General features: G+C 59.7%; 18 protein-coding genes. 10 read left to right on the forward strand and 8 right to left on the reverse strand.

All coding sequences use genetic code 11. From position 1 onward, the window contains the following. Positions 1–31 precede the first annotated feature (31 nt). The 8 genes from PSEBG33_RS24035 (at position 32) to PSEBG33_RS24000 (ending at position 9,436) form a co-directional block, all read left to right on the forward strand. On the forward strand, positions 32–1,315 hold the full coding sequence (locus PSEBG33_RS24035; protein WP_005784280.1) for an NAD(P)/FAD-dependent oxidoreductase: 1,284 nt from the start codon (positions 32–34) through the stop codon (positions 1,313–1,315). 374 nt (positions 1,316–1,689) lie between these two features. Continuing rightward, positions 1,690–2,826 (forward strand): branched-chain amino acid ABC transporter substrate-binding protein, encoded by a 1,137-nt coding sequence (locus tag PSEBG33_RS24030; protein WP_005784282.1) that lies wholly within the window; start codon positions 1,690–1,692, stop codon positions 2,824–2,826. Positions 2,827–3,046: 220 nt separating this feature from the next. After that, positions 3,047–3,961 carry an ABC transporter permease subunit gene (locus tag PSEBG33_RS24025; RefSeq protein WP_003188099.1) on the forward strand — a complete coding sequence of 305 codons (915 nt, stop codon included), beginning with the start codon at positions 3,047–3,049 and terminating at the stop codon, positions 3,959–3,961. Between the two features lie 2 nt (positions 3,962–3,963). Continuing rightward, on the forward strand, positions 3,964–5,241 hold the full coding sequence (gene livM / locus PSEBG33_RS24020; RefSeq protein WP_005784284.1) for a high-affinity branched-chain amino acid ABC transporter permease LivM: 1,278 nt from the start codon (positions 3,964–3,966) through the stop codon (positions 5,239–5,241). Further along, positions 5,238–6,113 carry an ABC transporter ATP-binding protein gene (locus PSEBG33_RS24015; RefSeq protein WP_005784285.1) on the forward strand — a complete coding sequence of 292 codons (876 nt, stop codon included), beginning with the start codon at positions 5,238–5,240 and terminating at the stop codon, positions 6,111–6,113. The genes livM and PSEBG33_RS24015 overlap by 4 nt, the downstream gene beginning before the upstream one ends. Then, positions 6,110–6,826, forward strand: coding sequence for an ABC transporter ATP-binding protein (locus PSEBG33_RS24010; protein WP_005784287.1), 717 nt, complete (start codon positions 6,110–6,112; stop codon positions 6,824–6,826). The genes PSEBG33_RS24015 and PSEBG33_RS24010 overlap by 4 nt, the downstream gene beginning before the upstream one ends. A 780-nt stretch (positions 6,827–7,606) precedes the next feature. Further along, the gene (locus PSEBG33_RS24005; RefSeq protein WP_005784288.1) at positions 7,607–8,374 is read left to right on the forward strand and encodes an SDR family oxidoreductase; all 768 of its coding nucleotides are present in this window, start codon (positions 7,607–7,609) and stop codon (positions 8,372–8,374) included. A gap of 156 nt (positions 8,375–8,530) precedes the next feature. Continuing rightward, on the forward strand, positions 8,531–9,436 hold the full coding sequence (locus PSEBG33_RS24000) for a cation diffusion facilitator family transporter (protein WP_005784289.1): 906 nt from the start codon (positions 8,531–8,533) through the stop codon (positions 9,434–9,436). Positions 9,437–9,527: 91 nt separating this feature from the next. On the opposite strand, the gene PSEBG33_RS23995 is transcribed toward PSEBG33_RS24000, so the two are convergent. The 5 genes from PSEBG33_RS23995 to ureE all read right to left on the reverse strand — a co-directional run bounded on the left by PSEBG33_RS23995 (position 9,528) and on the right by ureE (position 13,216). Beyond that, positions 9,528–10,637 (reverse strand): AGE family epimerase/isomerase, encoded by a 1,110-nt coding sequence (locus PSEBG33_RS23995; RefSeq protein ID WP_005784291.1) that lies wholly within the window; start codon positions 10,635–10,637, stop codon positions 9,528–9,530. A gap of 173 nt (positions 10,638–10,810) precedes the next feature. Further along, entirely contained in the window at positions 10,811–11,383 is a 573-nt protein-coding gene (locus tag PSEBG33_RS23990) for a HupE/UreJ family protein (RefSeq protein WP_005784293.1), read from the reverse strand. 22 nt (positions 11,384–11,405) lie between these two features. Then, positions 11,406–12,020 (reverse strand): urease accessory protein UreG, encoded by a 615-nt coding sequence (ureG, locus tag PSEBG33_RS23985; RefSeq protein WP_005784294.1) that lies wholly within the window; start codon positions 12,018–12,020, stop codon positions 11,406–11,408. A gap of 24 nt (positions 12,021–12,044) precedes the next feature. Then, entirely contained in the window at positions 12,045–12,719 is a 675-nt protein-coding gene (locus PSEBG33_RS23980; RefSeq protein ID WP_005784296.1) for an urease accessory protein UreF, read from the reverse strand. After that, positions 12,716–13,216: an urease accessory protein UreE gene (ureE, locus tag PSEBG33_RS23975; protein WP_005784297.1), complete on the reverse strand. Its 501-nt coding sequence runs from the start codon at positions 13,214–13,216 to the stop codon at positions 12,716–12,718. The genes PSEBG33_RS23980 and ureE overlap by 4 nt, the downstream gene beginning before the upstream one ends. Before the next feature lie 337 nt (positions 13,217–13,553). Between ureE and PSEBG33_RS23970 the strand changes: the two genes are divergently transcribed. After that, the gene (locus PSEBG33_RS23970) at positions 13,554–14,051 is read left to right on the forward strand and encodes a C40 family peptidase (protein WP_005784298.1); all 498 of its coding nucleotides are present in this window, start codon (positions 13,554–13,556) and stop codon (positions 14,049–14,051) included. A 4-nt stretch (positions 14,052–14,055) separates the two neighbouring features. Here PSEBG33_RS23970 and PSEBG33_RS23965 read toward each other — a convergent pair whose 3' ends face one another. After that, positions 14,056–14,688, reverse strand: coding sequence for a TetR family transcriptional regulator (locus tag PSEBG33_RS23965; RefSeq protein ID WP_005784300.1), 633 nt, complete (start codon positions 14,686–14,688; stop codon positions 14,056–14,058). Between the two features lie 151 nt (positions 14,689–14,839). Beyond that, positions 14,840–15,160: a hypothetical protein gene (locus PSEBG33_RS23960; protein WP_005784302.1), complete on the reverse strand. Its 321-nt coding sequence runs from the start codon at positions 15,158–15,160 to the stop codon at positions 14,840–14,842. 357 nt (positions 15,161–15,517) lie between these two features. Here PSEBG33_RS23960 and PSEBG33_RS23955 point away from each other — a divergent pair, with 357 nt between their 5' ends. After that, a complete protein-coding gene (locus PSEBG33_RS23955; RefSeq protein WP_005784303.1) occupies positions 15,518–17,584 on the forward strand; it encodes an AsmA family protein in 2,067 nt (688 codons plus the stop codon). Between the two features lie 71 nt (positions 17,585–17,655). Here the strand turns inward: PSEBG33_RS23955 and PSEBG33_RS23950 are convergent, their stop codons facing one another. Further along, a complete protein-coding gene (locus PSEBG33_RS23950; RefSeq protein WP_005784304.1) occupies positions 17,656–18,186 on the reverse strand; it encodes a ferritin-like domain-containing protein in 531 nt (176 codons plus the stop codon). Positions 18,187–18,224 lie beyond the last annotated feature (38 nt).

The raw sequence follows: 18,224 nt of genomic DNA on the forward strand, positions 1-18,224 counted from the left end.
GTTGTTTGTTAGGTCTCATCGGAGTCTGGCAATGGCACTACGCGAAACATGTTTATGGGAACACCTCACCCCCGGCCGGCCGGATCGTGCCGCGCTCAAGGGCGCGCTCAAGGTGGATGTCTGCGTGATCGGCGCCGGTATCACCGGTTTGTCGGCGGCCATTCATTTGCTGGAGCAGGGTAAAAGCGTTGCTGTGCTGGAGGCCCATCGCACCGGCCATGGCGGTTCGGGGCGTAACGTCGGGTTGGTCAATGCCGGCATGTGGATCCCGCCAGACGAGATCGAAGCCGGATTTGGCACGGCGGTTGGCAGCCAGCTCAACCGCATGTTGGGCGCAGCGCCGGCCCTGGTATTCAGCCTGATCGACAAATACAAGATCGATTGCCAATTGCGCCGCGAGGGCACCTTGCACATGGCCCACAACGCCCGTGGCGAGGCGGATTTGCGCAGTCGTGAAGAGCAATGGAAGCGCCGTGGCGCGCCGGTCGAATTGCTCACCGGGCAGGCGTGTGAGCAAGCCACCGGCACCCAAAAAATCTCCGCCGCCTTGCTCGATCGACGGGCCGGCACCCTGAACCCCATGGCCTACACCACGGGCTTGGCGAATGCCGCCGCAGCGCTGGGCGGGCAGTTGTTTGACCATTCCCCGGTCACCCAGCTTGAGCGCCAAGGTGCCGATTGGTCGGTGCAGACCGCCGAGGGCGCGGTGCAGGCCGCTCAGGTGGTGATCGCCTCTAACGCCTACACCGAAGGCGAATGGACCGAGTTGCGGCGCAATTTTTTCCCCGGCTATTACTATCAGGTGGCGTCAGCGCCGCTGACCGATGATGCCGCCCGGCAAATCCTCCCCGGTGGCCAGGGCTCGTGGGATACGCGTCAGGTACTGAGCAGTATCCGTCGCGATGCCGATGGCCGTCTGTTGCTTGGCAGCCTGGGCAATGGCAACCAGAAACCTGCCTGGTTCCTCAAGGCGTGGGCCGATCGGGTGCAGCAGCACTACTTCCCGTATCTCAAATCGGTGCAGTGGGAATACACCTGGACCGGCTGCATCGCGTTTACCCCAGACCATCTGATGCGCCTGTTCGAACCCGCACCTGGCCTGGTCGCAGTCACCGGCTATAACGGGCGTGGTGTGACCACCGGCAGTGTGGTCGGCAAGGCGTTTGCCGACTATCTGTGTCACCAGAATCCCCAGGCCTTGCCGATCCCCTTTGCACCGATGCAGCCACTGGCGGGTGCAGGTCTGCGCAGTTGCCTGTATGAAGCAGGATTCTCGCTGTATCACGCCGGGCAATGTCTGAGGATCGTGATCTGATCAGCGAAATACTGCTCAAAAGCCTGCGTTTTCTTAGCAGGCTACCCATCTGTATTGGTGCAAGGCGTAGCAATCACGCACTGTAAATGTGCAGTTCCGTTACGCACGTTGTTACAGGTGTAGGAACTGTCGTTTATCCCTCTGGTTGCAGCTGCGACCTGGCGGGGTTGTACTTTTTTGGTTGGTTGGTTGCACCTATCGGGGCTAGACGGTTGCACGTCCTGGCAAAAGGCGTCGAAACGCCTGTAATAACAATGACACCGTGTCTTTTTGAAGAATAAAAAAGTAATGGCACGCGGCTTGCTCTGAGCTTTCAGTGAAAAGTTTGAATGCAAGTTGTCGTGCCAAAAATCAAAAATATCGGAGCACCACTCATGTCCCAGACGTTTTACAAGAAAGGTTTTCTGGCCCTCGCCGTTGCAGCGGCGCTGGGTGTTTCTACGTTTGTTCAAGCTGATGTGAAAATTGGTGTGGCGGGCCCGATGACGGGTGCCAACGCCGCTTTCGGTGAGCAGTACATGAAGGGTGCCCAGGCGGCAGCCGACGTTATCAACAAGGCCGGCGGCATCAACGGCGAGCAGATCAAGCTGGTGGCTGGCGATGACGCCTGCGAACCCAAGCAAGCCGTGGCCGTGGCTAACCGCCTGGCGGACCAGGACAAGGTGATCGGTGTGGTCGGGCACTTCTGCTCGTCCAACACCATCCCGGCGTCTGAGGTCTACGACGAAGCCGGCATTATCGCCATCACCCCAGGCTCCACCAATCCACAGGTCACCGAGCGCGGCCTGGGCGCCATGTTCCGTATGTGCGGGCGTGACGACCAGCAAGGCATCGTCGCCGGCGACTACATCGTCGATGTGCTCAAGGGCAAGAAAGTCGCGGTGATCAACGACAAGGACACCTACGGCAAAGGCCTGGCCGACGCCACCGCTGCGCAGTTGACCAAGCGTGGCGTCAAGCCGGTGCTGGAAGAGGGCCTGACCCGTGGCGAGAAAGACTTCAGCGCCCTGGTCACCAAGATCCGCTCCCTGGGCGCCGACGTCGTGTACTTCGGCGGCTTGCATCCAGAAGCCGGCCCATTGGTGCGCCAGATCCGTGAAGCGGGCCTCAAAGACGTCAAGTTCATGTCCGATGACGGCGTAGTGACCGACGAACTGGTGGCGACCGCCGGTGGTGCGCAGTACGTCGATGGCGTCTACATGACCTTCGGCGCCGATCCGCGCCTGTTGCCGGACAGCAAGACCGTGGTGGAAGAGTTCCGCAAAAACGGCACCGAGCCTGAAGGCTACACCCTGTATGCCTACGCCTCGATCCAGGCCCTGGCCGCCGGCTTCAACGGTGCCAAGTCCAACAAGGGCGAAGACGCGGCCAAGTGGTTGAAGGCTAACCCGGTTAAAACCGTCATGGGCGAAAAAGCCTGGGATGCCAAGGGCGATCTGAAAGTCTCTGACTACGTGGTTTACCAGTGGGACAAAGACGGCAAATACCATCAGTTGGAAAAGCAGAAGTAATAACGCGACGGCTTGAACACCTCGATCTCTGTGGGAGCCGGGCTTGCCCGCGATGACGGCCTCAATACCAACACCTGTGTTGAATGTGAAACCGCTATCGCAGGCAAGCCAGCTCCCACAGAGGGCCTGGTTGCCTGCTCTATTGCAACAAACCTGTTTTTTCCTCCAGAAGCGCCGCACACCCACCGGGGTGCAGGTGCTCACCGCGTGAGATTGCGTTATGGATGGTATTTTCCTGCAGCAACTGGTCAACGGCCTGACCCTCGGGTCGGTCTATGGCCTGATCGCCATCGGCTACACAATGGTCTATGGCATCATTGGCATGATCAACTTCGCCCACGGCGAGGTTTATATGATTTCCGCTTACCTCGCGGCGATCAGTCTGGCACTGCTGGCTTACTTCGGCATCGAATCCTTCCCGCTGCTCATTCTCGGCACCTTGATCTTCACCGTGGTCGTTACCGGCGTGTACGGTTGGGTCATTGAACGGGTCGCCTATAAACCGCTGCGCAACTCCACCCGACTGGCACCGCTGATCAGCGCCATCGGCATCTCGCTGATCCTGCAGAACTACGCACAGATCGCCCAGGGCGCCAAGCAACAAGGCATCCCGACCCTGCTGGCCGGGGCCTGGCGCGTCGATATCGGCACTGGCTTCGTGCAACTGACCTACACCAAAGTGTTCATCCTCGTGGCGGCATTCGCCGGCATGGCGTTGCTCACCTACATCATCAAGTACACCAAGCTGGGTCGCATGTGCCGCGCCACCCAGCAAGACCGCAAGATGGCCTCGATCCTGGGCATCAACACCGACCGGGTGATCTCCTACGTGTTCGTCATCGGCGCGGCCATGGCTGCCCTGGCCGGCGTGCTTATCACCCTCAACTACGGCACCTTCGACTTCTATGCCGGTTTCATCATCGGCATCAAGGCGTTTACCGCGGCGGTACTCGGCGGCATCGGCTCCCTGCCTGGGGCGATGCTGGGCGGGATCATCCTCGGTATCTCCGAGTCGCTGTTCTCGGGGTTGATCAACTCTGACTACAAAGACGTGTTCAGTTTCTCCCTGCTGGTGGTGATTCTGATTTTCCGTCCCCAGGGCCTGCTTGGTCGCCCACTCGTGGCGAAGGTGTAAACATGTCTGCTGCCAAATCCATTGATATCAAGAAAAGTGTGGTCGATACGGTCCTCGCCGGGCTGATTTCGCTGATCGTGTTCGGGCCCATCGTCGGCGTAGTGCTCGACGGCTACAGCTTCAACCTGGAGCCGCTGCGCGTTGCCACGTTGGTCGCTATCGTCATGGCTGGGCGCTTCGCCTTGAGCCTGTTCCTGCAAACCCCCAAGGGTGTGAAGATCCTGCAGGGCTTCGAAAGCAGCGGCTCGGGTGTACACGTGCTGCCACCGGACTACAAGTCGCGGCTGCGCTGGATCATCCCGGCGCTGATCGTGATCGCCATCGTGTTTCCGATCTTCGCCAACAAATACCTGCTGACCGTGGTGATTCTCGGGCTGATCTACGTGTTGCTTGGTCTGGGCCTGAACATCGTGGTGGGCCTGGCCGGTCTGCTCGACCTGGGTTACGTGGCGTTCTATGCCATCGGTGCCTACGGCTTGGCGCTGGGTTACCAATACCTCGGCCTGGGGTTCTGGACGGTGCTGCCGCTGGCGGCAATCGCGGCGGCACTGGCGGGGTGCATACTCGGCTTCCCGGTGCTGCGAATGCACGGTGACTACCTGGCCATCGTGACCCTGGGCTTTGGTGAAATCATCCGCCTGGTGCTCAACAACTGGCTGTCGTTCACCGGCGGCCCCAACGGTATGCCGGTGCCTTCGCCGACGTTCCTGGGCCTTGAGTTCGGCAAGCGTGCCAAAGATGGCGGCATCCCGTTCCACGAGTTCTTCGGCATCGATTACAACCCCAACATCAAGTTCATGTTCATCTACATCGTGCTGTTTCTGGTGGTGCTGGCCGTGCTGTACATCAAGCATCGCCTCACGCGTATGCCAGTCGGTCGCGCTTGGGAAGCCTTGCGTGAAGATGAAATCGCCTGCCGTTCCATGGGCCTGAACCACGTGCTGGTAAAGCTCTCGGCGTTCACCATCGGCGCTTCAACCGCAGGTTTGGCTGGGGTGTTCTTTGCCAGCTACCAGGGCTTCGTCAACCCATCGTCGTTTACCTTCTTCGAGTCGGCGTTGATCCTCGCCATCGTGGTGTTGGGCGGCATGGGCTCGACGGTCGGCGTGGTGATTGCGGCGTTCGTGCTGACCGTGGCGCCTGAACTGCTGCGCAGTTTCTCCGAGTACCGCGTGCTGCTGTTTGGCGTGCTGATGGTGGTGATGATGATCTGGCGACCGCGTGGCTTGATTCGGATCAGCCGTACCGGTGTGACGCCACGCAAGGGGGTAGCGCCATGAGCAAGGAAGTCGTGCTATCTGTCGAACACCTGATGATGCACTTCGGTGGCATCAAGGCCCTGAGCGATGTCAGCCTCAAGGTCGAACGCAACTCGATCTTCGCCCTGATCGGTCCCAACGGCGCCGGCAAGACTACGGTGTTCAACTGCCTCACCGGCTTTTACAAAGCCAGCGGCGGCAAGATCGAACTCAACGTGCGCGGCAAGCAAACCAACGTCATCCAGTTGTTGGGTGAGCGCTTTGAGGCCACCGACTTCGTGTCGCCCAAAAGCTTCCTCAGCCGCGTGTACTACAAGATGTTCGGTGGCACCCACCTGGTAAACCGCGCCGGCCTGGCACGGACCTTCCAGAACATTCGCCTGTTCAAGGAAATGTCGGTGCTGGAAAACCTGCTGGTGGCCCAGCACATGTGGGTCAACCGCAACATGCTCGCGGGCATCCTCAATACCAAGGGCTACCGCAAGGCTGAAAGTGATGCCCTGGACTGTGCGTTCTACTGGCTGGAGGTTGTGGACCTGGTGGACTGCGCCAACCGCCTGGCTGGCGAGCTCTCCTACGGCCAGCAGCGCCGCCTGGAAATCGCCCGCGCCATGTGCACGCGGCCGCAGATCATCTGCCTGGACGAACCGGCAGCGGGCCTCAACCCTCAGGAAACCGAAGCCCTCAGCGCGATGATTCGCCTGCTGCGCGACGAACACGACCTCACGGTGGTGCTGATCGAACACGACATGGGCATGGTGATGAGTATTTCCGACCACATTGTGGTGCTGGACCACGGCAACGTGATCGCCGAAGGCGGCCCCGACGCGATCCGCAACGACCCGAAAGTGATTGCCGCCTACCTGGGCGCGGACGAAGAGGAGTTGGTATGAGCGCACCTATCCTCGAAATGAAGGACCTGGACGTGTTCTACGGCCCGATCCAGGCGTTGAAGAAAGTCTCGCTGCACATCAACGAAGGCGAAACCGTCAGCCTGATCGGCTCCAACGGCGCGGGAAAGTCCACGCTGTTGATGTCGATCTTCGGCCAGCCTCGGGCCGAGTCGGGGCAGATTCTGTACAACGGCGTCGACATTACCCACAAGTCGTCCCACTACATCGCCTCCAACGGCATTGCGCAGTCGCCGGAAGGGCGGCGGGTGTTCCCCGACATGACCGTCGAGGAAAACCTGCTGATGGGCACCATCCCCATTGGCGACAAGTTTGCCAGCGAGGATATGCAACGCATGTTCGAGCTGTTCCCCAGGCTTAAAGAGCGGCGTAACCAGCGGGCCATGACCATGTCCGGCGGCGAGCAGCAAATGCTCGCCATCGCTCGTGCGCTGATGAGCCGGCCCAAACTGTTGCTGCTCGACGAGCCAAGCCTGGGACTGGCGCCGATTGTGGTGAAGCAGATCTTTTCTACCCTGCGCGAGCTGGCGTCTACCGGGATGACCATCTTTCTGGTGGAGCAGAACGCCAACCATGCGCTGCGCTTGTCGGATCGGGCGTATGTGATGGTCAATGGCGAGATTCGCCTGACGGGCACCGGTAAAGAGCTGCTGGTGAACGAGGAAGTGCGCAACGCCTATCTCGGCGGTCACTAACGAGTACTCAGTACCCTATGGGAGGGGGCTTGCTCCCGATAGCGGTGTGTCAGTTTAAGAAGTGCTGACTGACAAATCGCTATCGGGAGCAAGCCCCCTCCCACATCTGATTGCGTGGTCCATCAGGTCTTTCTCCAAATTGTGGAAAACAAATCCAGCCTACCTCCAAAGCGCGACATATAGCCGCCGCAAATCCCTGTTTTGTCACAGTTTTGACTTGTCCCCATCCACTGTGGAACCGGCTGTGGGTAACGTGGGTGTACTTGGCTGAAAGCCTTTGAATACGGGGCCTGTAGCGTTGTGGTTGTTTTTTGATCGGCGGCTTTTTCTCAACCCTCTACCGGCTTTGTCAACCTGTTTAAAGACACAGGTATATGACCGGAATATGTCCATCCAGCCTGTGGATAAGTCTGTGATTAAACTCTGGAAAGACGCCCGCAGGGGCCGGAATGACTGGCCTGAAGCCATCGTTGCGTCTTTCCGAATTTTTCAGGGGCTACATACGCCCCAGCCAAGGTCAAGCAAAAAACTTTCTAAAACCGCCTGCAAGCCTTGTACACAGCGGCTTCGAGCGATTTGCACTTGCCCCCAAAGACTGTGGGCGCAGTTGTGGATAACCTGCGCGCATATGGCTGCAGGCCACGGTTTACAAGGCTTTGCTTGGGGTGGTTAAAAAACGCACAGTTGCGTGTGAAGTTACGTGCGTAGCGGTTGCCGCAGCGGCGGCGGAAGGGCATTCTGCTGGCAACTTTTTTCCCCGATGCACTCAAGGAGAACACCATGTCCGACACGCTATTCATTACTGGCGCTACTTCAGGTTTCGGCGAAGCCTGTGCCCGTCGTTTTGCCGAAGCCGGCTGGAAACTGGTGCTCACCGGTCGTCGTGCCGAGCGCTTGAATGCGCTGGTTGAAGAGCTTTCCAAGCAGACCGAAGTGCATGGCCTGGTGGTGGATGTGCGCGATCGCAAAGGCATGGAGGAGGCCATCGCCAACTTGCCGCCGTCGTTCGCCAAACTGCGTGGCCTGATCAACAACGCTGGCCTGGCCGTGGGCACTGATCCGGCCCCCAAGTGCGACCTCGACGACTGGGAAACCATGGTCGACACCAATATCAAGGGCCTGCTGACCACTACCAACCTGCTGCTGCCGCGCCTGATTGCTCATGGCCGGGGTGCGGGGATCATCAACCTGGGTTCCATCGCCGGTAACTACCCGTACCCCGGCAGCCATGTGTATGGCGGTTCCAAGGCGTTCGTGAAGCAGTTCTCGTTGAACCTGCGTTGCGACCTGCAAGGCACTGGCGTGCGTGTGACCAACATCGAGCCAGGCCTTTGCGAGAGCGAATTCTCGCTGGTGCGCTTTGGCGGTGACCAGGCGCGTTATGACGCCACCTACGCAGGTGCCGAGCCGATTCAGCCGCAGGATATTGCCGATACGATTTTCTGGGTGATGAATACGCCGGCGCACGTGAATATCAACCGGTTGGAGCTGATGCCGGTGAGCCAGACTTGGGCTGGGTTTGCGATTGAGCGGGGGGCCAAGGGCTAAGGCGATCGCTTCTGTGGCGAGGGAGCAAGCTCCCTCGCCACAATGTTTTCCGATAGCTTTTAAGTGCGGCAAATCGGCCAAAATGCGGCATAAGGTACACTCCGCTCCTGAAAACCCTCCGCACTGTGCGGTGTAAAGGTTTTGACAGGAGGAAATGTGAGTAACCGAGGTGAGCAGGCACTGCTCAAACAATCGACCATCCTGATGTTCGCCGTGGCGATCGCCGGGATTGTCACGGGTGTCATATCCGGCGCCCAATCCATTTTATTCGACGGCTTTTTCTCGCTGATCGCCACCGCCATCAAGGTGCTGATGCTGATCACGGCCAAGCTGATCGCCAAGAAAAGCAACGAGCGCTTCCAGTTCGGCTATTGGCACCTGGAACCGATGGTGCTGCTGATCGAAGGCAGTTTCCTGCTGCTGATCGCCATCTACGCGTTCCTCAATGGTGTGTTCGGCATCATCAACGGCGGGCGCGAGATCGAGTTGGGGCTGGTGATCATTTATGCGGCGGTGTTTACCGTCGTGGAATTCGCCTACTTCTTTTATGTGCGCTACCGCAACCGCACGCTTAAATCGTCGCTGATCCAGTTCGACAACATCAGTTGGCTGGTGGACGCAATGCTGTCGGTGGGCTTGCTGATCAGCTTCCTTGCCGCACTGCTGCTCAAGTCCCAGGGCTATGGCGAATGGGCGGTGTACGTCGACCCGCTGATTTTGATCCTGTTGGCCCTGAGTATGCTGGCGCCAGCGTTCAAGATCCTGCGCCCGGCGTTGCGTGAAGTGCTGGGGATCGCGCCGGATCATTTGGACGATAAAGTACGCGAAGTGATGGATGCGGCGCAGGCCAGGCATGGTTTCGATGACTACGTGTCCTATGTGCAGAAGCACGGGCGGGCGCGGTTTATCGAGATTCATGTCGTGCTGCCGGCCGATTACCCAGTGGATAAGGTCGCGACCCTCGACAGGTTGCGCGAAGAGATATCCACAGGGTTGGGCACGCCGGATGCGGCGCGTTGGTTGACGATCAGTTTTACCGGGGATCGCAAGTGGATTGCATAACGTCTGTTAGACCGAGGTGAGGCTATCGCAGGCAAGCCAGCTCCCACATTAAAGTGTGGGAGCTGGCTTGCCTGCGATGGGGCCTTGCAGGTCAGCCCAGATGCTGGACCAGACCCTGATAGCAAGTCGCCAAATGATAAGGGGTGGTAGAAGGCATATCCCGCCGGCTCACCTTACCGTCGGCATCCAGGCATTCATTCCAGCCCTTTGCATGCAGGAAACGCTGTTGCAGCGCCAGCAATTGACGTTGCAGCACCGTCTCGCTGCCGGGACGCAAGGTCAGTGCTCGCAGGTATTCCGCCTGGGCCCAGATGCGCTGAGTGCCGTCGCGCACCGTGCCATCCAGTGCCAACATGCCACTGACCGCACCGCTTAACTTATCCACACCCTTTTGCTCGGCATAGGCAAACGCTCGTGTCAGCGACGCATGCAGCGGCGTGCCGCGCAGTACGTTGGACGATTCCAGCAAAAAGAACCATTCGAACTGGTGCCCTGGCTCAAACCAGTTATCCACAGCGCCCAGCGGTTTCTCCAGCATCACGCCGTGCTCGCGGTCGATGAAGCGTTGCTGCATGGCCGTCGCCAGTGCCAGCAGTGCCGCTTGTACCTGCGCGTCCTCGCGTACCGCAAGGGTGGCGAGGAAGCCCTCGGCCAAGTGCATCAGCGGGTTTTGCAACGGGCCGGATTTGAGCGAGGCCCAGTTGCGCTCAAGTACCGCCTCATACAAGCCATCGCCCGTGGCAAAGCGTTGAGCGACAACTTCCAGTGCGGCGTTGAGCACTGACTCCACCAAGGGTTCACGCACCTTGGCCCAGTAATGGGCACAGGCAAAGATGATGAACGCGTGGGTGTAGAGGTCCTTGCGCTTGTCCAGGGGTTGGCCGGCCGGGTCGATGCTGTAGAACCAGCCGCCGTGCTCGGCATCATGGAAGTGCCGTTGCAGGGAGCGGAACAGCGCCGCCGCCCGTTCTTCGGCGAAAGCCGCGCCGGGTTCGCCGATCAGGCTGGCGAACAGGTACAACTGCCGGGCGCACGCCATGGCGCGGTAGCGTTGTGGGGGCAGCGGCTGGTGATCGGCGTCCAGTGCCTCAAAGGGCAATGCCAGGTCGGCATTCCAACCCGGACCTTGCCAGAGGGGCACGATCAGGTCATGGAAGTGCGTGAGCACAGGCGTCAGGGAAGAGGAGGAAGCGATGGGCATTGGCTGGCGTCGTCACGGCAGGGGTGTTTGCCGCGCATGGTAGCAGGCTTGGGATCGGTGGTGTTTGTACTGGCACTATCGCGGGCAAGCCCGCTCCCACATTTTTGAAGTGTGAACCCTCTCAAATGTGGGAGCTGGCTTGCCTGCGATGAGGTCCTTGCAGTCGCTGACGATCAGCCCGCCAACAACCACACCCCAGTCGCTGCCGAAGCCGCCCCGGCCACTCGCACCAGCGGCGCTGCGGCAGCTGGCAAAAAGCGCACCACTGCATAACCGGCGGCATGCAACGCCGCGGTCGCACCCACAAACCCAATGGCATACGCCCAAGGGCTGGTCATGTCCGGCAGTTCAAGGCCATGGGCCACGCCGTGAAACAACGCAAACAATGCCGTGGCGCCCACCGCCATGAACAGTGGCGGCCGCACCGCCAGTGCCACGGCCAGGCCCAGGGCGAGCACCGAAGCGGCAATCCCGCTTTCCAGCGCCGGCAATTGCAGCCCTTCAAAACCCAACACCCCGCCGATCAGCATGGTGCCGACGAAGGTGCATGGCAGTGCCCAGCGCGCGGCGCCTTTCTGTTGGGCCGCCCACAGGCCGACCGCAACCATGGCCAGCAAGTGATCGAGGCCGCCCAAGGGGTGGCTGATGCCGGCCACCAGGCCATTGTCGCCGTGGCCAGGGTGCGCGAAGGCCAGGGCAGGGGCCAGCAGCAGCGCGGCAGCGGCGAAGAGTTTGTTGAGGCTCATGGACAGGTTCCTTATGGGTTGATCAGGCGGCGGTCAGCAAGCCCTGGCGTTCGATGAAGGCGACGATGTCGTCCAGGCCGACTCCGGTTTTCTGGTTGCTGAACACAAAGGGTTTGCCGTTACGCATCCGCTGGGTGTCGCTGTTCATCAACTCCAGCGAGGCGCCCACCAGCGGGGCCAGGTCGATCTTGTTGATCACCAGCAAGTCGGATTTGCAAATACCGGGCCCGCCTTTGCGTGGCAGCTTGTCACCAGCGGACACATCGATCACGTAAATGGTCAGGTCTGAGAGTTCCGGGCTGAAGGTGGCCGACAGGTTGTCGCCGCCGGACTCCACCAGGATCAGGTCCAGGCCGGGAAAGCGGCGGTTGAGCTGGTCCACGGCCTCAAGGTTGATCGAAGCATCTTCGCGAATCGCCGTGTGCGGGCAGCCGCCGGTCTCCACGCCGATGATGCGCTCCGGCGCCAGCGCCTTATTACGTACCAGAAAGTCGGCGTCTTCGCGGGTATAGATGTCGTTGGTGACCACCGCCAGGTTATAGCGATCACGCAGCGCCAGGCACAGGGCCAGGGTCAGGGCGGTCTTGCCGGAGCCCACCGGGCCGCCGATTCCGACGCGCAGGGGTTGTGTGTTCATGTGCTTCTCCACAATAAAAAACGTTCAGGAACGAAACAGGCGGCTGTACTGGCGTTCGTGAGCCATGCACGCCAGGGACAGGCCAAAGGCGGCGCTGCCCAACCGCGCAGGGTCAATGCGCTCGGCGTCCTGCTGTGCTTGCTGTAGCAAGGGCAGCAGTTCGCTGGTCAGGCGTTGCGCGGCTTGCTGGCCCAGTGGCAGGGTTTTCATCAGCACGGCCAATTGGTTCTCCAGCCAGCTCCACAGCCACGCGGCGAGGGCATCGTCGGGGCTGATGTGCCAGGCGCGGGCGGCCAGGGCCCAGCCAAGAGCCAGGTGCGGTTCGCCGCGTTGTGCAAGGAACTCACGGGCGGCGCTGTCCAGTTCCGGTAAGCCATTGAGCAGTTGCTGCAGGGAATAACCCATTTGCCGGCTCTCCTGATACAGCTCGCGGGTCTCACGGCTGGCGCGGTGTTCTTCGCACAATTGCGCCAGCCCAGGCCAGTCCTGTTCAGCGCCAGCGCGGCAATGGGCGAGCAACAGCGGCGCTTCGAAGCGCGCAAGGTTGAGCAGCAACTGATCGCTGATCCAGCGCCCTGCGCTCGCGGCATCCTGTACGCGGCCGTTGTCCACAGCCATTTCCAGGCCCTGGGAATAGCTGTAGCCGCCAATCGGCAATTGCGGACTGGCCAGGCGCAACAGCGCCCAGGCTGGGTTCATAGACGTACGCCGAACTGGTGCAGCTTGGGCGGGTAGTTGAAGTCTTCGTCGCCATGGCGCGAATGATGATGGCCGCCGCCGTAGGCGCCATGTTCCGGCTGGAACGGCGCCTCGATGGTTTGCGTGTCGGCGCCCAACTGTTCCAGCATTGCCTTGAGCACGTAGTCGTCGAGCAGGCGCAGCCAGCCGTCGCCGACTTGCAGGGCCACATGGCGGTTACCCAGGTGATAGGCAGCGCGGGTCAGTTCAAAGGCGTTGCGGCAAGTGACGTGCAGCAGTTGTTCAGGGCGGGCGCAAACGCGTACGACACGTCCGTCTTCAGCTTGTAGGAACTCGCCATCGTGCAAGGGCGGCTGCCCACGCTCCAAAAACAGGCCGACGTCTTCACCGTCGGCACTGAAACAGCGCAGGCGGCTTTTGCTGCGGGCTTCGAAGTTCAGCAGCAACTCAGCGGCCCAGAGGGCTTGGGGGGCGATTCGGCGGTGGATCACCAGCATCGGTAGGCTTCCAGCTATGAGCGATAGCAGTGCTAGAGCAAGGGGCTTGCCAACCCGCTATTGGCGTAGGAGTTTCCTGTCAGTGCAGGTCATTGCGCGTGGATGGGGCATCCACGGGTTGCACAGAACGTTCAAGTTTGGTGCGCATGAGCGGTTATAGCACTGGAAAAGGGCGTTTTTCCTGAAAGTAGCCTGGTGCTGCATGAAACTTCTTTCATCCAATTATCCATTGTGTTTTTAAGGATTTATCCTACAAAGACCCAAGAATCGGCCTTCGTGGGCTTACGTGATGGTTCTTTAAGATTCGCGCCGTGTTTAATTCACCGCGATGTTCATCATGTTCAAGTCATTTATTTGTTCAGTCATTGTCGGCCTGTCGTGTGTTATCTCGTCAGCCTCGGCCAATCTTCAACAGCCGCCGACTTTCGCTTCAAGCCATGCGGCGTCTTCGGTCGACGATGTGATCGACCGCGCCCATCAACTGCTCGGCACTCCCTACAAGTGGGGCGGTACGTCTGCCGAGCAGGGGTTTGATTGCAGCAGTTTCCTGGTTTATCTGTTCAAGACCGAAGCCAACATTCAGCTGCCGCGTACCACTGCGGCGATGCACCGTTCAACCGCTGCAACCATCAAGCGCACAGCGTTAAAACCGGGCGATGCCGTATTTTTCAAAGGCAACGGGCGAGGGCAGGTGAGTCACGTCGGGCTGTATATCGGCGAAGGCAAGTTCATCCATTCACCGCGTACCGGCAAGCATGTGCGTATCGATTCGTTGAGCAATAAGTACTGGAGCAAGAACTACACAACGGCCAAGCGTTTTCACAAGGCTGGCTGAGGGATTACTCGGTACTGCCCAGCCCTTGCCAGTGCTTGAGGCCGATAAAGATAAAGCGCAGTTGCTGGGTGATTTTCGCCTGGGGCGTGAGGTGGGCCGGCAGGGCATGGGCCGGTGGGTCGATGATATCGGGCAGGGTGGCAAACACGCTTTTGACGATCAGGTCGGCCATCACATGTAAACCTTCTGCATCCAGATGCTGCAATTTGGGCATCAACGTCAGGTCGGCGGCCAGGTCGCGGGTGATGTCCTCGCGCAGGGCGCCGATGGCTTGGCGCACGGCCAGGCAGCCGCCGTACTGTTCGCGGGCCAAAAACAGGAATTGCGAACGGTTGGCCGAAACTACGTCGAGAAAGATCCGCACAGAGGCATCGATAATGCCCCCCATCACGAATTCGTTGTGGCGCACCAGGCGGATCGTGGCGCGGAAGGTCTGGCCGACTTCGCTGACCAATACCAGCCCAAGCTGGTCCATGTCGGCAAAATGGCGATAGAAACCAGTTGGCACTATACCCGCTGTCTTGGCCACTTCGCGCAGGCTCAGGCTGCCAAACCCACGGCCACACTCCATCAGATGGCGGGCTGCGTCCATCAAGGCAAGGCGTGTCTGTTGCTTCTGTTCGGCGCGGGGCAGCATGAGCGGATGGGCTTTGTCGGCGAGTACAGCGACGCACTCTAGCAAAAGCGCTTTGCCGGCGTCGAACTTGGCGGGGGCGAGGCGTGACGCGGTCTATATAAAAGCAAAAGCCCGATCGGCTGATCGGGCTTTTTTCCGGGCCACCACGGGCTTAGCTCTGTGCTTGATGCAGTTCTTGCAGACGGTCGGCACCACCTTCAGCAACGCCTTCGGTGTAGGCGCGTTTGTTGGCTTGTTCAGCACCGCCTTCTACCAGACCTTTCTCTTGCAGGCGATTGTAGCCATTTTCAGCGACAGCACCTTTGGCGTAGTCACGGTTTTCGTCTTCTTGCGAACCGCTGCGCGCCACGGTTTGGCTAGTCTGCATGGCTTGAGCTTTGTTCTGTGGAGTGGCCTGTTCAGCGGCTGGCAGGGCGAAAGCACTGGAAGCCAGGACAGATAACAGGACGGTAGCGAGTAATTGGCGTTTCATGATGGTTGCTCCTTGGGAGGGCGATAAAGTGGGTACAGGGCTAATGCTACTCTTGATAAGTCGATATAAAAGTTCATAAACACAATGGTAATAATCAACAGAATTGATTGTTCCCTGCAAAGGCTCTAGATCGAGCCTCTCAAGCACGCGGTTTTGCACCGGGGTGGGTATTTTCGACACGAACCGGGGTAACAATGGTGCGCTGTCGATGATGAAATCTGTCTGCTTGATCAGGAAAATCGTTTTTTTCGGCTAAATCCGCCGTTGGGTTAAACCCTCCGGCACTTTGCCAGTCGTAGTTCTATAAGCTGTGTCAAAGGCTGTTGCCCAGCCAGTCGTATTCAGGAGCCCTGTGCAATGACGCGCACTCGTAAAATCGTCGCTTGGAGCTGCGCCAGCTTCGTTCTGTTAATCGCCATTGCGGTACTTGTGCTGGTGTTCTTCGATTGGAACCGCATCAAGCCGCCGCTCAACGCCAAGGTCTCCGAAGAACTGCATCGCCCGTTCGCCATCAACGGCAACCTCGCGGTGGTGTGGCAGCGCGAGCCCGATGAGGGCGGCTGGCGTGCCTGGGTGCCGTGGCCCCATGTGATCGCCGAAGACCTGACCCTGGGCAACCCGGATTGGTCGAAACAACCGCAGATGGTCACGCTCAAGAAGGTCGAGCTGCGTATTTCACCCCTGGCCTTGCTGGTGCAGCGCGTGGTGATCCCGCGCATTGACCTCACCGAGCCCAGTGCCCAGTTGCAGCGCCTGGCCGACGGCCGCGCCAACTGGACGTTCAAGTTCGATCCCAAGGACCCCGACGCCGAGCCCTCCAACTGGGTGGTGGATATCGGCGCCATCGGCTTTGACAAGGGCCATGTGACCCTCGACGATCAAACCCTCAAGACTCAGTTGGATGTGATCATCGACCCCTTGGGCAAACCCATCCCGTTTGGTGAAATCGTCGGGGACGCCGATGCCAAGAAGGCGCTGGAAAAAGGCTCGGCGCCTCAGGACTACGCGTTCGGCCTCAAGGTCAAAGGCCAATATCACGGCCAGAAGCTCGCCGGCACCGGCAAGATCGGCGGTCTGCTGGCCTTGCAGGACGCGGCCAAGCCGTTCCCGCTGCAAGCCCAGGTGAAAGTCGCCGACACCAGCATCGCCCTGGCCGGCACCTTGACCGACCCGCTTAACCTCGGTGCCCTTGACCTGCGCCTCAAACTCTCGGGCAGCAGCCTGGGCAACCTCTACCCGTTGACCGGTGTGACATTGCCGGATTCGCCGGCCTATTCCACCGACGGCCATTTGATCGCCAAGCTGCATGAAGCCAGCGGCGCCTCATTCCGCTACGAGAACTTCAACGGCAAGATCGGCAACAGCGACATCCATGGCGACCTGGCCTATGTCGCCAGCCAGCCACGGCCCAAGCTCAGCGGCGCGCTGGTGTCCAACCAATTGCTGATGGATGACCTGGCGCCGCTGATTGGCGCAGATTCCAACGCCGAGCAAAAAGCCCGTGGCGGTGAAAGCAAACAACCGGCGACCAAAGTGCTGCCGGTTGAAGAGTTCCGCACCGAACGCTGGCGCGAGATGGATGCCGACGTGGAATTCACCGGCAAGCGCATCGTGCACAGTGCCGACTTGCCCTTCACCGATCTGTATACGCACCTGGTGCTCAACGACGGCCAACTGAGCCTCGAACCCCTGCGTTTCGGCGTGGCCGGCGGCAAGCTCGATGCGCAGATTCGCTTGAATGGCCGCATTACGCCGATGGAAGGCAGCGCCAAGCTGACGGCACGCAACTTCAAGCTCAAACAACTGTTCCCGACCTTTGAGCCGATGAAAACCAGCTTCGGCGAACTCAACGGCGATGCCGATATTTCCGGGCGCGGCAACTCGGTGGCGGCACTGCTGGGAACCTCCAACGGCGACCTGAAGATGCTGATCAACGATGGCGCCATCAGCCGCAGCCTGATGGAAATCGCAGGGCTCAACGTGGGCAACTACGTCGTGGGGCGCCTGTTCGGCGACGAGGAAGTGAAGATCAACTGCGCAGCGGCGGACTTCGGCATCAAGACGGGCCTGGCGACCACGCGGTTGTTTGTGTTCGATACCGAGAACGCCATCATCTACATCGACGGCACGGCCAATATGGCTACCGAGCAACTGGACCTGACCATTACGCCGGAGTCCAAGGGCTTTCGTCTGTTCTCGCTGCGTTCGCCGCTGTACGTCAATGGACCGTTCATCAAGCCCAATGCTGGCGTAAAAGCCATTCCGCTGGCGCTACGTGGCGCAGGCATGGTTGCCCTGGGCGTCATCGCCGGGCCGGCCGCCGGCTTGCTCGCGTTGGTCGCTCCAAGCGGTGGAGAGCCGAATGAATGCGCGCCGTTGCTGCAGCAGATGAAGGAAGGCAAGGCGCCTAAGACTGTGAAGTAACTGACCTACAGCTCAAACGAAATGTGGGAGGGGGCTTGCCCCCTCCCACATGGTTATTGCTATGTCGCTGATTACAGGTCTTGCAGAATATCCGCCATATCATCGGCGTGCTCTTCTTCCTGGGCCAGGATGTCTTCGAAGATGCGACGGGTAGTCGGGTCTTTATCACCGATGTACTGGATGATTTCACGGTAGCTGTCCACCGCGATGCGCTCGGCTACCAGGTCTTCGTAGACCATCTCTTTGAGCGAGTTGCCTGCCACATATTGAGCGTGGGAGTTCTTCGACAGCAGGTCGGGGTTGAACTCCGGCTCGCCGCCCAGTTGCACGATGCGCTCGGCCAGTTTGTCGGCGTGTTCGGCTTCCTGGGTGGCATGTTCGAGGAACTCATCGGCGGCGACGCTGGCTTTCAGGCCGTTGGCCATGAAGTAGTGACGCTTGTAGCGCAACACGCAAACCAGCTCGGTGGCCAGCGACTCGTTGAGCAGGCGGATGATTTCCTGACGGTCGGCGTCGTAGCCTTCGGTCACGGCACCGTTTTCGACATTCTGGCGGGCGCGGCTGCGCAGGGTCGCAATGTCAGTCAAGTGTGCTTCAGTCATTTCAATCTCCTGGGGCTAATCCGGTTGTACGCCACGCT

It is taken from the genome of Pseudomonas synxantha BG33R (assembly GCF_000263715.2).
GTDB classification, from domain to species: Bacteria; Pseudomonadota; Gammaproteobacteria; order Pseudomonadales; family Pseudomonadaceae; genus Aquipseudomonas; species Aquipseudomonas synxantha_A.